Here is a 14,405-nt window from a genome sequence, read left to right as displayed (position 1 = left end):
ATAGGAGGATTCTTATGTCTGTCTCTGTAAAGCACATCGACGCGGTCAGAAAGTTCAACAGGTTCTACACCAAGCATGTCGGCGCTCTAAATGAAGGGTTATTGAACAGCCGGTTTTCCCTTACGGAGATGCGGGTGCTCTATGAACTATACGCAGGCGAGAATCTGACGGCGGGGGACCTCTCAAAAAGTCTGTCGCTTGACCCCGCCTACCTCAGCCGTCTCCTCAAGAAGTTCAAGTCAGAAGGCTTGCTCAAGACAGAGAAAAGTGAGACAGATGGACGGCAGCGGGTTCTCACCTTCACTCAACAAGGAAGGCGCGCTTTTAAACCTTTCATCAAAGCGTCCCGCGATGAAGTGGAAACAATCCTCTCCTCGCTCTCTGATGCCACACAAATCCGGTTGCTTGCGGCGATGAACTATATTGCCTCAACACTTGATCCGGTGGACGGCAAATCTGACCCCGTCATTATCCGCAGTCATCGTCCCGGCGATATTGGCTGGGTCATCCACCGCCATGCCGTTCTCTACGCGCGAGAGTATGGCTTCGATTCCAGTTTCGAGGCTCTGGTCGCCCAAGTCGCCGGAGAATTCCTGACAAATTTTGACCCACAATTTGAGCATTGCTGGATCGCAGAGAGAAATGATGAAGTCCTGGGTTCTGTATTTCTTGTAAAGAAAACCACTACAACAGCACAGCTGCGCCTACTCTATGTCGAACCGACGGCACGAGGCCTCGGTGTTGGGCGTAAGCTAATTGACGAATGTATTCGCTTTGCCAACCACAAACATTATGAAAAGCTGACCCTTTGGACTAACAGCACCCTTCATGCCGCTATACATCTGTATGAAGAGGCTGGATTTGAAATGGTTGAAGAAGAGCCTCACCATAGCTTCGGGCAGGATCTTGTGGGTCAGGTTTGGGATTTGAAGTTATGAATCGTGTAAACTTGGCGCTGCTCGCTGCTGCTACGAGTGGTGTCGTTGTTGGTGCCGCAACTGTGGCAACAGGATCAATTGTCGGTGAGATCGGCCCGATTACAATAGCCTTCATCCGATATCTGATCGGAGTCTTGTTGTTACTCCCGCTCGCACTTCGTATTCGTTGGAGCCCTGTAGCGCCGCGCGATTTTCTGGCAATTCTTCTTTTTGGCATTTTTCAGTTTGCCATTTTGATCATCCTGCTAAATTTCTCAGTCATCTATATTGCTGCCGGCCTAGCCGTTCTAATATTTGCCAGCCTCCCTCTCCTCACCATGGCCATTGCCATTCTCCTCGGGCGCGAGAGTTTTACCTACCGCAAGCTCACGGGAATTATACTGACTATAATCGGTGTTGGATTTGCTGTTGGTACAACCGCTTTCGTAGATGATTTAGATACGATGGAGTGGTTCGGCATCGGCGCCGCATTCTTAAGCGCATTCATAGGGGCGCTTTGCTCCGTCCTCTATAGCGCCTACATGCCGCGCTACCCGACATTGCAGATCAGCTCCATGGCAATGGGATGTGCGGTTCTATTTCTGTTTGGCCTCGCCCTAATGGAGGGCATGATCGAAGCCGTCTCTGGCTTTTCAACGACCATATGGTTTGTTCTGTTGTTTATCGGTTTCTCGAGCGCCGTGGGTTATTTCTGCTGGCTTTATGCGTTGGCCCATATCCCGCCATCGAACGTGACCGTATTCCTAGGCCTCAGTCCGATCACCGCTGCGATCCTGGGCGCCCTGTTTATTGCTCAGCCTCTCTCTGTTCAGGATTTGATTGGAACAGCCCTGGTGATTGCCGGTCTCGTCGTCTCCCTATGGCGCAAGGAAAGCAACGATGTTCAGTCTTGATGTCTGTTATAATAAATGCTGCATATTGTTATTATAACGGAAATTGTGTGAAAGTTGGTTTATGGCGGAATTTGTGTTACGCAGCATAGATCGGTTTGAGTTCGGCAGCCATGATCCGGTTTATAGGTCTGATGCCAAACCGGAAAAATGCTGTCTGAGTACTGATTAAAACGGGAACGTCACGAATGATGAAAAACGTCAATTCGGCCGCTGCCTCAATTTTTATTTTTCTTGCTGTTCTCCTCTCCATCAGTAGGGCTGATATCTACGGTATTATCCCACATCTTATTCAGGTTGGCCTTGCCTTAGGAATTACTTGCCCAGCGGTAATCGGTCTCGGCGGCAGGAAAGCTCTGCTTTCCGCCCTTCTGGCAATTGGTAGTTTTTTTATTATTCTGGCCGCGTGGGCATATGGAACCCAACCCTTCTACCCAGCAGGTCATGACGGATATGTTTATCACATCACCGCCATTTGGGATTTGGCGAATGGATGGCATCCCTTTTTGACACCAAATAACAACATTTGGGTTGATTCCTATCCAACAGGCTATTGGGCGCTGCAATCGTATCTCGTATCCATAACGGGATTGCCAATGGCGGGACAAGCGCTGCTGATCGGGTTGATGGCAGTGTTAGGATTACAAGCTTTCACCTTCTTCTATGTAAATTTCTCAGGCACGTGGTCACGGTTCAAGGTTTGGCCAGCCATTCTGTTTTCAGCCATCGTTGTCGCCAACCCCATACTCCTGACGCAAATACAAACCCATTATGTTGATGCGCCACTATATACGGTTGGCGCTTCACTTGTACTCTTCCTTATCTCGGATGTAGTTTCGCGAGGTCGAATGGCATGGATCGGCGCCATAGCCTGCGTCATTTTATTGCTAAATATAAAGACCAGCGCCCTCTATTTCACACCGCTTATTCTTTTCAGTGGCTTTCTTATGGACTTGTTTGTCCAACGAGGACCTAACGGAATAATACAACGCGTCATCCATTGGATAGGAAAGAGAGGCATTTATTATGGTTTGGCAGGGGTCTTCGGGATTTTGGTGATAGGCTATAAGCCCTATGTCACCAATATTCTGGATCATGGTGATTTATTCTATCCTCCCTCTGCGGAGATAATGAATAAAAATACGCCCATGAATGTACAAGATCCGATGTCAGCTCCTGAAAAGTTTTTTATCGGTCTCTTCGCACGAACAGAGCATAATCGATACGGCATTCCGGTTGAAGCTCCAATAAGCCTGAAAATTCCCGGCACTTTCACGCTAGCAGAATTTAAGGCGCCCGATTTTGATACACGTCGGGGCGGCTTTGGCCCCTTATTCAGTCTGGCCTTGATTGCCTCCTTCTTCGCCTTCTTCGCAAGTCGCATTGCGGTGTATCGACAAGAGATGACGTTACAGCAATTGCAGAGCGGAGGCATCGCGCTTCTTGGGTTTGCAATGCTAGCAGTGTCTATCTTCTTTCCGGAGCCATGGTGGGCCAGATATGTACCGTTTCTTTGGCTCACCCCAATCTTTCTTGCGATTACTCCGATGGTTATTGAATTGAAAGGGAAATGCAGGTTCTTTACGCAGATTACTGTGACAATTACCGTAATTTCCCTGTTAGGCTGCATATTGTCGGCAACTTTGGGCGCCGCGCGTCAGCATAAACAAACGTATGAAAGATTTGCGCCGCTTGACCAGATGAAGATGGCGCCTGTTGTTGAACTGACCCTCATAGAGGAGGTGCGTAAATTCTCTGATTATCAGTCTAAATCGCAGTCTGATGCGGCGACGGTTTACGCAGAAATACTGGAAAGGGAAGGCATCAACACAAAGATTACCAAGGTATTTGACGAAGAGACATGTCTCCAAGCCGGATACTTTTTCGGTGCCGTCCTCTGGTGTATTCCCAAAAATTACGAAGAATAGGCATCCCCGATGATGACATCCTTAACCATATTTGCAAAAATACGATAGTCACGATAATTTTCTCAACGCTAAATTCCTTAATAGTTGCAACCGAGAGGGCACTGAAATTGCAACATGATCGTTATAGCTTGCAATCGCGTATATCCATTGCCAGCGGTTCATCAATTTTCTTTTTTTTAGCGCTTCTGCTGATTGTCAATCGACTTACGATTACAACGATGCTCTCCCCATATGTGGATATAGCAGTATCTTTGATATTAGCGGTTCTCCTGTCATATTTTGCAGAAGGCGCACGCGCATCAAAAACCGCGCTTATATCTATCCTTGGGTTTATTGCTCTTCTGGCATTATGGGCTTTCGTGACGTCACCGCTTTATTCTCCCGGAGATGATGAATACGCCTATCACTTAACGGCTATTTGGGATCTGGCTGAGGGTTGGAACCCACTCGCCACTCCCCATAACAATATATGGATTGATTCTTACCCGAACGGTTACTGGGCCCTACAATCCTATCTCGTCGCGACTACAGGCCTCATACTATCGGGGCAGTCCCTGCTAATCGGACTAATGGCAACTGTTACAGTTCTATCCTATGGCTTTTTTCTGGACCATTACACTGAGCAACTTTCCAAATTCCAAAAGCTAACATCCCTTTTTCTGGCAGGCCTTGTTATCGGGAGCCCCATTGTTCTAACGCAAGTCATGACACATTACACGGATGCACCTCTCTATCTGATTGGCTCCGGTCTTGTTTTCTTTCTAATGATAGATGCGCTTGGCACCAGCAAGCTCGCCAAATGGGGAGTGATGAGCTGTATCATCCTGTTGATCAACACGAAAACAGCGAATCTTTATTATGCGCCTCTCATCGTGATCGGTGGATTTTTTATGCACCTCGTGGCGAACGGCAGTCTCAAGGATTGCCTTCCACGTGCCGTCAAATGGATCATGTCCCGCGGATTGATATATATGCTTGTGTATTTTTTCGCGGTTATTGTTATCGGCTACAAACCCTATGTAACTAATCTTCAGGACCATCTGTCACTGCTCTATCCTTCTGTTAGGGACATTATGAGCTATAATATCCCGAATAACGTAAAAGGCGTTTCCGCGCCCGTCGGGTTTTTCTATGGAATATTTGCCGAAACAGGCAAAACGCTTTGGCCGTATCCTTTCGATTCCCAGATTTATCTCAAGTTCCCCGGCACATTTTCAATTGATGAGTTCAAAGTTCTTCGTTTTGACACGCGTCGAGGCGGTTTTGGGCCCTTTTTCAGTCTGGCATTTATAAGTTCCATACTTGCTTATGCAGCCTGCAGAATTGCGAGCTTTTCAAGCAACTCATATTCGATCATACGGAAGGGAGATAGCTTTGCAGCCTTCGCATTTGCGCTTCTACTCATGTCTATGTTCTTCCCTGAATCCTGGTGGGCCAGATACGTGCCCTTCACCTGGCTCAGCGTTGTTCTTTTCGCCGTTGCGTCACTCTATTTGGTCGGCAAGGGTAAGTTCCTGATATTAATCCGAATCCTTCAAGGCGTTGCCGTACTGTCACTTATGCTTTGTATTCTTGCTGGCGCAGGCGGTGCGTATAAGCAAAACAAACAGGTTTGGATAACCACCCGCGCCGCCGAAGCCGCAAAAAATTATCCGATAATTGAAATGTATATCGAAAAAGATATTCGAATAAATCCAGATTTTCAGTCCAAACAAATCTCAGATGCAACGAATGTCTGGGCACGCGTTCTTGGAAGAAATGGAGTAAAAGTTCAAATTGTTGGCACAAGATTTCCGGATGACGTTAACGCCTATTGTGAAAAACTAGGCTGGCTTGAGGCTCATGTACTGTGGTGCGCCCCGAGAGATCCAAAAATGCGGGAGGAACGATTCATCGAAAGAACTGCGCCTAAGACTTTTAAATATCCTAATTAGGGCGAAGTCTGTTGCCGACCGTTTTTCCCCCCAAGTCAATTCGTAGAGAGAACAATGCGATCAACAGCAAAACCGCGCCATAAAAATGTAAGGATTGAAGTAAATTTAATGGTGGTTCGCTAAACACTTCTTTTTCCGCCAGCGTAAAATAGTTAGCCAAAAGAAAATAACTTACGCACAGAAGCAGGATATTGACCAAGGATGATATTTTTGCGGCTGTCGAAAAAGAATGGATCGCCACCAGAAAGGCCGCGAGAAATACAGGTAATAAAATCCCATAGTGATGAATCCATGCGACTGGCGACGCAATCGTGCAAATCAGAAGCATTGCCGCCAAGTCCAAAGCCGACCCGATACTCGGCTCCCCATTCTCCCCGATGACCATCTTATGCCGATAAAAAAGACCCAATAGAATGAGAAGAACCGTCGACGTAATTGTCCCAATATGAACAAGCCGGTTATAAGGGGCGAAGGATTCCAAAGTCCACATCAGAGACGTCGCATCAACCAATAACCTGTTCAGTATTCCGTTGATGCTCTGGTTTGGCCAGTATACCTCCCCGTGGCGTCCCATATGCGATAGTGCACGTAAATAATCCAGATGCTCCTGAAAGCCGAAAATTGCGAGAGAGATGACACCAGCCGGGATGAAGACAATCAGTAAGCCCATCAGGAACTGCTTCTCTTTTCGCAACAACGCCCAAAGCAGAAACAATGCAAACTGCGGTTTGATCAAAGCGGCAAGCGCGATCATCATGCCTGAGAAATATTTTCGCCCCATCAACCAGCTCAAGAAAGCAATACTGATCAGCAAATCTATAATAACCTGAATCTGGCCGATAAACTGCCCCCACATGAGGGGATAAAAACTGAAGGTGGCGACGAGAACGAGCAAAAAGATGGCCACGCGAAAGGCGAAAGATACCTGAAATTCCGAATAATATTTCTTTGCAATTACAGTTACCGTTTTATAGCCGCAAATGACGATCCCAAACAAAGATAGATAGGATACGAAATTTGCAATTTCGGTTGCCCGCTCCCAGCTCATATCAAATTTGTAAACCGCCCAAAATGGCAGAATACTTATCGGTGGATACTGGAACTTGATATGCCTTTCAAAGAAAACATTCTCATAAATACCCTGGTCCGGGAATTTGAGCTTAGCGACGGCAGCCTCCGTCATTGGCCACCATGAATCAAAATAAATCAAATCCAGTGACAAAACCGTTTTAGTAAGCGTTGTGATATAGGTATCGCCCAAAGCATAGTCTACTATGTTCTTTGCGATCCCCAGAGACACGATCCCTCCCACGATAAAAATAAAGAGGAACGTGGGGTTGGACAGTTTATTGGGACGTTGAGGCATTAAGAAGGACTATCCGGGTTGATTACGGCGCGGGCTGACCAAGTTTGCTTACATTTTCTACAGACGTTGATCGAATACTACTGCCTGAGTAAATACGGTCAAGTTATTCTAATTTCCCGCAAAATTGCACTAACTGCGGGACACATCACCGGCCAGACCACCAGATGCCGCGCGTCTTAATAGCAATAGCGCAAAGAGGGTAATGAATCCGCCGTAAAGAAAATGTGACAAAATCAAATTAACAGGAGGTGCATAATATGCGGGGTTATCTGTAAAGCTAAAGTAATTGGATATGAAAAAATAACCGATGCAAAGCAAAGTAAACCCAGTCACAGCATATTGATTTTTTCCTTTAAGCATAAGGAGTATCGAAACCATGATGGCCATCACCAGGATTGGCCATAAGACCCCATAATGATGCGTCCATGCAGTCGGAGTTGCCATCACAGAGAGCAATACCATCGTCGCCAAATCAAGCGCGGACGCGACATTGTTCGAGGATTTCGGCCTGTTATAAAACAGGCCAAACAGGATAAAGCATACCGTCGAGATCATGGTGCCCGCATAAACATATAAATTGTAACCGGAATAGGAATTTGCATCAAAGCTGCCCGGATTATCGCCCCCCAGCAACCGATTAAGCAATCCATTCATGCTTTGGTTTGGCCAAAACGCCTCTCCATGGGTGCCAATGTAAGACAACACCCTGAGATAATCCAGATGTTCCTCAAATCCAAAAACGGCAAGAGAAAGAATGCCCGCTGGAATGAAGACGACGACCATCCCAACAAAACATGCTTTTTCTTTTCGTATCATTGCCCAAAGAAAGACCAGTATCAACGTCGGTTTTATCAAAGCCGCAGTGGCAATCATTATTCCAGAAAGATGCTTTCGCTCGCTCAGCCAGGCAAGGAATGCGAGGCAGACGAGCAGATCAATAATTACCTGTACCTGTCCCAGGTACTGCGCGATATAAATTGGGTGAAATGTGAAGATAGCGAGTAATGACAAGATAAAAATACCCAGCCGCCCGCGCGTTGATAGCAACCCTTTGCAACCATATTTATCTAGGAGAACAACCGCTATTTTGTATCCGCAAAAAGCGATTGCAAGCATCGCAACAAAAGACACCGCGTAGGATATTTTGATAATGGCAGGCAGATCAAACCCAAACTTTATCAGGCCGATATATGGCAATAAGCTTATTGGAGGATATTGAAACTTTATTCCGTTCTCGAAAAAAACAACCTCATAGATTCCTTTGTCCGGAAATTCCCGCCTTGCATATGCCGCTTCATACATCGGCAGCCATGAATCATCCTGTTCCATAGCCTGCAGCAACACAGCCCTTAACTCTGCGTATGTGTTTCCGTACCCCCAGAAGTAATCCAGCAGTCCGTTTATAACGAATAGCGAGATCAATACGCCAAGCGTCAGCATATATAGGCTTGCCGGATCTCTATTTATTTTTCGAAACATACTCTCTGGGCCCATTGCTTCAGGTTATTTTCGGACTATCCGTTGGAAAGCCAAAATACGGCGATCTAGATCTGTCTTATCGAGGGGTGTTAATTCAATCAACATCGGATTTAACAACCAAATTACGCCGGAGCATGAACAAGGCAGCCAACATCAAAAATGCGCCAAAAAGATAATAGGATTGGACAAGGTTTATGGGTGAGGAAGCGAACTGTTCTTTCGTCAGCACCGGGAACCTGTTTGATAACAGTAGAAAGCTCAAGCTGAATAATATGGCCGTTGCAACTGTCAATAGATCCCGCCTTTGGTAAAGCTGCCAAGCGATAACGACAAATGCAGCGATGAAAATGGGCCAAAGGATGCCGTAGTGGTGATACCACGCAATTGGGGAGGCCATTGTCACCAGCAAAAGCATTGTCGCCATATCGAAGGATGAGCTGATAGGCGTTTTGCCCTGAGCCTTAGTATGCCCGGATTCTGGTCGGCAAAATAAGCCCAGCAATATCAGCATCACAGTTGTCACAATCGTAAAACCATATACGATCGGATTATATGGTGCGTAGGAATTCACCGGGAATTTAAGAGGATCAACATCGCTTATCAAGCGATGTAGCAGGCCATTAATACTCTGGTTTGGCCAGTATGCTTCGCCGTGCTTGCCCATTTGGGAAAGGGATTCAAGATAGTGGACATGCTCTAGAAACCCGAAGCCATATAGAGAAATCACGCCCGCAGGAACGAAAATAGCGATCATTCCCACAATTACTTCCTTTTCTTTTCGGATTATCGCCCAAACAAGCAGTAATGTAATCTGGGGCTTAACCAACGCAGCCAGAGCCAGGCACGCGCCAGCTAAATATTTTTTATTAGTTAGAAACAGCAAGAATGCCAGGCAGATGCATAAATCCAGTATGACTTGAATCTGCCCTAAATACTGGGCCTTAACGATTGCATCAAATCCAAACGTTCCTACAATCGCAATCAATATAAACGAAATTTTGTACTTCCAGTCAAAATTTTCAATACTGGTGAACTTCTTAAATACCGAGATTATCAGGTAATAAACCGAACCGATGATAGAGAGTATTGAGACAAACGAGATAAAGTTCATGAACTCCCGAATTGTCTCCCACCCCATTCCTATCTTGATGAAAATCACAAATGGCAAAATACTCAAGGGCGGATATTGAAATTTCATCCCATCCTCAAAGAATACTGTTTGGTATATACCATCCCCATAAAGCCGTACATTTGCGGCATTATACATTGGCCACCAGGAGTCATCATCCACGATTATAAGCTGCAAGATTGTGCGCAGTTCATCTACTGCCCACCCATATCCCCAAAAATAGTCAAATGCATCATAAATAACGCCAAAGGCAATAAGTCCTCCGGCCAGACAAATAAAAATTAGGGCGGACTTACTCATACGTGGTTGGGAACTCGGCTCTGACATATACAATTCTGACTTTCTTCAATCGTCTAAAATAGGCGAACGTCTAATAGTCCCCGTCGAGCTTGGCGGCCCCATACTAATGTTTGGCAGACATGGGTCAAGCTCTCAAACATTAGCTTTAAGAAATGAAATTTTTATTGACAGCAATCTATTGATTTCGAGCACCCACGTCGTTCGAGCATCATTTCTAATACTTTCATGGCATTGATGTGCAATAGCGTGCATAAGAAAATTATGCATGCCATTTGTTTCCGCCTTCGTCAATGCTGGCAATGGTTTATTAGTTTGTTTATGGTATCGACGGATCGCTGGGCTAATTAGGACAAGAGGACTATTTGTTGATGACGCGATTTGCAAATGCTGGATCTTCCGCGATCTTTCTGTTTCTTTCCGTCCTGTTAATAGTTAGCAGAGTGCCGATCATAGATATAGTACATCCGGCGGTGTTCCTGTCAGGCTCTACTCTGATAACAGTTCTCGGCTTTTGGCTGGTTAGTGGATATAGGGCGGCACTAACAGCATTGGTGGCGATTGTCGGGTTTGCGATAATTATCCTGTTATGGGCTTTCTCAACACAGTTTCTCTATGATGTGGGACATGACGGACACTCTTATCATCTGACGGCAATATGGGATTTGGCGCAGGGCTGGAGCCCTTTCCTGTCGTCTCATGACAATATCTGGGTTGATTCCTATCCTAGTGGCTATTGGGTATTGCAATCATATCTGGTTTCAATGACGGGGTTGCTGCTCTCGGGAAAATCTCTCCTCATTGGCCTAATGGCTGCAGTAGGCTTGCTTTCTTACGGTTTTTTTGCGGATCATGTGGCTGCTCAGTTCGCTCGGTTCAGGAGCCTATGGGCATTCGTGTTTGCACTTTTCATTGTCGCGAACCCGGTCACTGTAACCCAGATAATGACCCACTATATCGACGGATCGCTCTATCTTTTAGGAAGTGCATTGGCTCTCTTCCTTCTGTCTGACACGTTTTCTGATAATCGACTCGCCAGATGGAGTGCTGTCGGATGTATTATTTTGATGGTGAACACCAAAACGGCGTCGCTTTACTATGTTCCGATAATCGTTTTCGCCAGCTTAATGGCCGGCTGGGTAATGAAAAATATCGAGCTTTCCCATTTTCAGTTTATTATGAACTGGATCAAAAGCAGAGGTATTCTTCTCGGGCTCGCGTTTCTTATCGGTATCACTGCCATCGGGTATAAGCCCTATGTCACCAATATCGTAGATCACGGGCAGCTGCTCTACCCTTCCGTTGATAAAATCATGGCAACCAACATTCCAGACAATCTGGAAGCATTGCCGGTACCCGTAAAGTTTCTATATGGAATTTTTTCAAGAACCGAAGACAGCGTCTGGCCTGTCTTGGTAACAGCGCCTGTCCATTTAAAAATTCCGGGAACCTTTCAGATATCTGAGTTCAAGGACCTAGATTTTGATACACGACGGGGTGGTTTTGGCCCCTTCTTCAGCCTTGCACTTATCCTCTCAATCGTTGTGTTTACATTCACGAGACTTACCAGTGCGCGCAGAAATTACGCTCCACAACGCCACAAGGGGGATGCTCTGGCTCTATTTGCATTCATTCTTCTGGTCGCTTCGGCGCTGTTTCCAGAATCCTGGTGGGCGCGGTATGTTCCGTTTACCTGGCTTGCAGTTTTACTGATAACAATTTCCACTCTTTTTTTGGAAGACAAGAGCAATCGGCCAATGTTTGCAAGATTTTTGGTCACAGTTATTGTTCTTTGTTTCCTTGGCAACATCGCATCCGCCATACTCGGTTCAATCCGGCAAAGCTGGCATACCTACCAAAGAACTGCCGTCATTGAAGATATGAAGGATTATCCGATCATCGAGCTTACTCTTATTCATGATCCCCGCATCATCAAAGATCATCAATCCACCGCAATTACCTACTCCGATAAAACTTGGACGACTCTTCTACGCGAACGCGGAATTGAAACAAAGATAACATCCGAGTTTCACAAAGAAGATTGCGAGATTTCAGGTTTCTTTGATGGCAATATCATATGGTGTGCTAAAAATCGTCCCAGCAAGTGAAATCTGTATCAGATCACCAAATGTAATATGTGTAAAAATGCGTGACATTAAGGAAACCCGCCTATGATAAGATTTGCGAGTATCGGTGCATCGGCGGTTGTTATTTTTCTGGCTATTTTGCTCATCATTAGCCGGTTCACATCGGAAGCATTTCATTCCCCGGTTATTTTCTTTGTCACAGCGATTATTATTACACTCGGCATTATCGTGAAAATGGAAGGCCGGAAAAACGCCGGGCTAGCTCTTCTCACAATTGTCGCATTTTTGGTCATTATTCTAGTTTGGGCCATTGCGACCCAACCTTTCTATGATCCGGGCTTCGACGGATATGCGTACCATTTGAGTGCTATATGGGATATTGGAGACGGCTGGAATCCCTTCTTATCCCCCCATAACAATATTTGGGTGGATTCATACCCCAACGGTTATTGGGTCTTACAGTCATACATTGTCAGTCTGACAGGCATGCTGATGTCCGGGCAGGCACTTATCCCAGGCCTGATGGCAATAGTGGCCTTGTTATCCTATGGGTTTTTCCTGAATAATTGCACAAATAATTTGCCTCGTCTTCGCGAGGTGACCGCGCTCCTTCTCACCGGTATTCTGGTCGCAAACCCTGTCGTAATCGGTCAGCTTCTAACGCATTACGTTGACGCGCCCCTTTATTTGTTTGGCGCGGCGCTTGCTCTCTTTTTGCTAACAGACATGTACCAGAAAAGCGCACTTGCCCGCGTAAGCGCTCTGTGTTGTATCATTCTCATGGTGAACACGAAAACGGCGGCGCTTTACTATGCTCCTTTAATTGTTGCTGCTGGCTTCCTTGCCGAACTGGTATTTCAGAGGACGAACGAAGCTTTCTTGAGCCGAGCATTTTTCTGGATACGCAATAGAGGCCTCATATACGCATTCACATTTATTATCGGTGTCACTGTTGTCGGATATAAGCCTTATGTCACAAATGTGCTGGATCACGGGCAACTCCTTTATCCTTCAGTGGAAAAAATTATGACGGGGAATGAACCGGCGAATGTGATCCCATTGTCCGCACCCATGAAATTTATCTATGGTATTTTTGCACGAACTGACCATAGCGAATGGCCCATTGACGCGCCGATAGAGCTTAAAATTCCCGGGACCTTTCAACTATCTGAATTCAAGTATCTCAGGTTTGATACCCGCCGTGGCGGCTTCGGGCCTTTCTTCAGCCTGGCCCTTCTCGCTACAATTGCGGCTTTTGCCGCCAGGCGCTACACTAACAGAAGAATTAAAAATACGAGTGTGGTCCAGGAAGCGGATGGCATAGCTCTATTTGGTGCCGTAATGTTTGGGGCCTCTATGTTTTTCCCTGAATCCTGGTGGGCCAGATATGTACCCTTCACTTGGTTAAGCGCCCTTTTCTTCTTTGCAGCGTCTATGAAACTAAGCGGCTGCGGGAAGAGAATGTTCATCCCCCGCCTATTTATGTGTATCGCTCTACTCTCTTTTATCGGGTGTATTATCGCAAGCGGTTTAGGTGCCTTTCGCGAAAGCAGGTTGCTTTACGCAAAAACCGACTTAATTAATGAATTATCGATGTTTCCTGAGGTAAAGCTCCTCATGTTCTATGACCCTCCAGCTTATCAGGATTTTCAGTCAACTTCGACCCAAGATGGTCTTTCTGTATGGACGCAACTTTTGGCTGACAGGGGCGTCAAAACGGAAATCAGCCGTGAACGGGATCAGTCTGATTGCGATATGGCGGGATATCTGAACGGCGGGATATACTGGTGCATTGTCATTGATGAAATGGAATAGGGAAAGTAAGTGGATATGACGAAACATACAATAGACTTAGAGAAGGCAAAGTTGGACCCGAGTTCTGTGTTCGCCTCCCCCGAAGACGTCGTCGCACATCCGGACCTGACAAGAGAGCAGATGATAGAGGTCCTTCTCAGATGGGAATATGATGCAAGCGAACTAGCCGTGGCTGAAGAAGAAGGAATGACCGACGGGGAAGAAAACATATTAGCAAGAGTACTTACCGCACTCAATGGACTGAAAGCAGATTATGATGTCGACCATACTCCGCCGACGAAGCAGGGCGGTTTAGCACGTAAAGTGAGCTCTAAGGTATAGCCTAATTTTCGTAAGTTTTTCTGGCCCTTACTTAAGCTTCTTTGTAGCGGTTATCCCAGCCACCGAACAAAAAAGGGTCCCTGAAGGGACCCTTTTTAATTTGGTTGCGGGGGTAGGATTTGAACCTACGACCTTCAGGTTATGAGCCTGACGAGCTACCGGGCTGCTCCACCCCGCGGTAATTTTGTTTTTCTGGAAGGGGTTTGATGTCCTTCCGGTTA

At 46.1% G+C, this 14,405-nt stretch carries 10 protein-coding genes and 1 tRNA gene; 7 read left to right on the top strand and 4 right to left on the bottom strand.

Annotated elements, in window-relative coordinates:
• The first annotated feature begins 14 nt into the window (after positions 1-14).
• From LKE13_RS05290 to LKE13_RS05275, 4 genes are all read left to right on the top strand, one after another.
• Positions 15-938, top strand: coding sequence for a helix-turn-helix domain-containing GNAT family N-acetyltransferase (locus LKE13_RS05290; protein ID WP_227948908.1), 924 nt, complete (start codon positions 15-17; stop codon positions 936-938).
• Positions 935-1,831, top strand: a complete 897-nt coding sequence (locus LKE13_RS05285) for a DMT family transporter (protein WP_227948906.1) — start codon at positions 935-937, stop codon at positions 1,829-1,831. The genes LKE13_RS05290 and LKE13_RS05285 overlap by 4 nt, the downstream gene beginning before the upstream one ends.
• 185 nt (positions 1,832-2,016) lie before the next feature.
• Positions 2,017-3,756, top strand: a complete 1,740-nt coding sequence (locus LKE13_RS05280) for a hypothetical protein (RefSeq protein WP_227948903.1) — start codon at positions 2,017-2,019, stop codon at positions 3,754-3,756.
• A 218-nt stretch (positions 3,757-3,974) separates the two neighbouring features.
• Positions 3,975-5,690, top strand: a complete 1,716-nt coding sequence (locus LKE13_RS05275) for a hypothetical protein (RefSeq protein ID WP_227948901.1) — start codon at positions 3,975-3,977, stop codon at positions 5,688-5,690.
• Here the strand turns inward: LKE13_RS05275 and LKE13_RS05270 are convergent.
• The 3 genes from LKE13_RS05270 to LKE13_RS05260 form a co-directional block, all read right to left on the bottom strand.
• Complete coding sequence (locus LKE13_RS05270) at positions 5,683-6,990, bottom strand: glycosyltransferase family 87 protein (RefSeq protein ID WP_227948898.1); 1,308 nt, start codon at positions 6,988-6,990, stop codon at positions 5,683-5,685. The two genes, LKE13_RS05275 and LKE13_RS05270, sit on opposite strands and share 8 nt — an antisense overlap.
• A 195-nt stretch (positions 6,991-7,185) precedes the next feature.
• Positions 7,186-8,496, bottom strand: coding sequence for a glycosyltransferase family 87 protein (locus tag LKE13_RS05265; RefSeq protein WP_227948896.1), 1,311 nt, complete (start codon positions 8,494-8,496; stop codon positions 7,186-7,188).
• Positions 8,497-8,629: 133 nt separating this feature from the next.
• Complete coding sequence (locus LKE13_RS05260) at positions 8,630-9,964, bottom strand: glycosyltransferase family 87 protein (RefSeq protein WP_227948894.1); 1,335 nt, start codon at positions 9,962-9,964, stop codon at positions 8,630-8,632.
• 548 nt (positions 9,965-10,512) lie between these two features.
• On the opposite strand from LKE13_RS05260, the gene LKE13_RS05255 reads away from it, so the two are divergent.
• From LKE13_RS05255 to LKE13_RS05245, 3 genes are all read left to right on the top strand, one after another.
• Complete coding sequence (locus LKE13_RS05255) at positions 10,513-12,069, top strand: hypothetical protein (RefSeq protein ID WP_227948892.1); 1,557 nt, start codon at positions 10,513-10,515, stop codon at positions 12,067-12,069.
• 63 nt (positions 12,070-12,132) lie between these two features.
• Positions 12,133-13,863, top strand: coding sequence for a hypothetical protein (locus tag LKE13_RS05250; protein WP_227948890.1), 1,731 nt, complete (start codon positions 12,133-12,135; stop codon positions 13,861-13,863).
• A 15-nt stretch (positions 13,864-13,878) separates the two neighbouring features.
• On the top strand, positions 13,879-14,184 hold the full coding sequence (locus LKE13_RS05245; RefSeq protein WP_227948888.1) for a hypothetical protein: 306 nt from the start codon (positions 13,879-13,881) through the stop codon (positions 14,182-14,184).
• 101 nt (positions 14,185-14,285) lie between these two features.
• Here LKE13_RS05245 and LKE13_RS05240 read toward each other — a convergent pair.
• A tRNA-Met gene (locus LKE13_RS05240) sits at positions 14,286-14,362 on the bottom strand.
• Positions 14,363-14,405: the final 43 nt, after the last annotated feature.

This window comes from Sneathiella sp. HT1-7, assembly GCF_020731145.1.
Taxonomy (GTDB): domain Bacteria; phylum Pseudomonadota; class Alphaproteobacteria; order Sneathiellales; family Sneathiellaceae; genus Sneathiella.
Note: the sequence above shows the minus strand (reverse complement) of the source record. Positions and strands in the feature narration are given on the sequence as shown.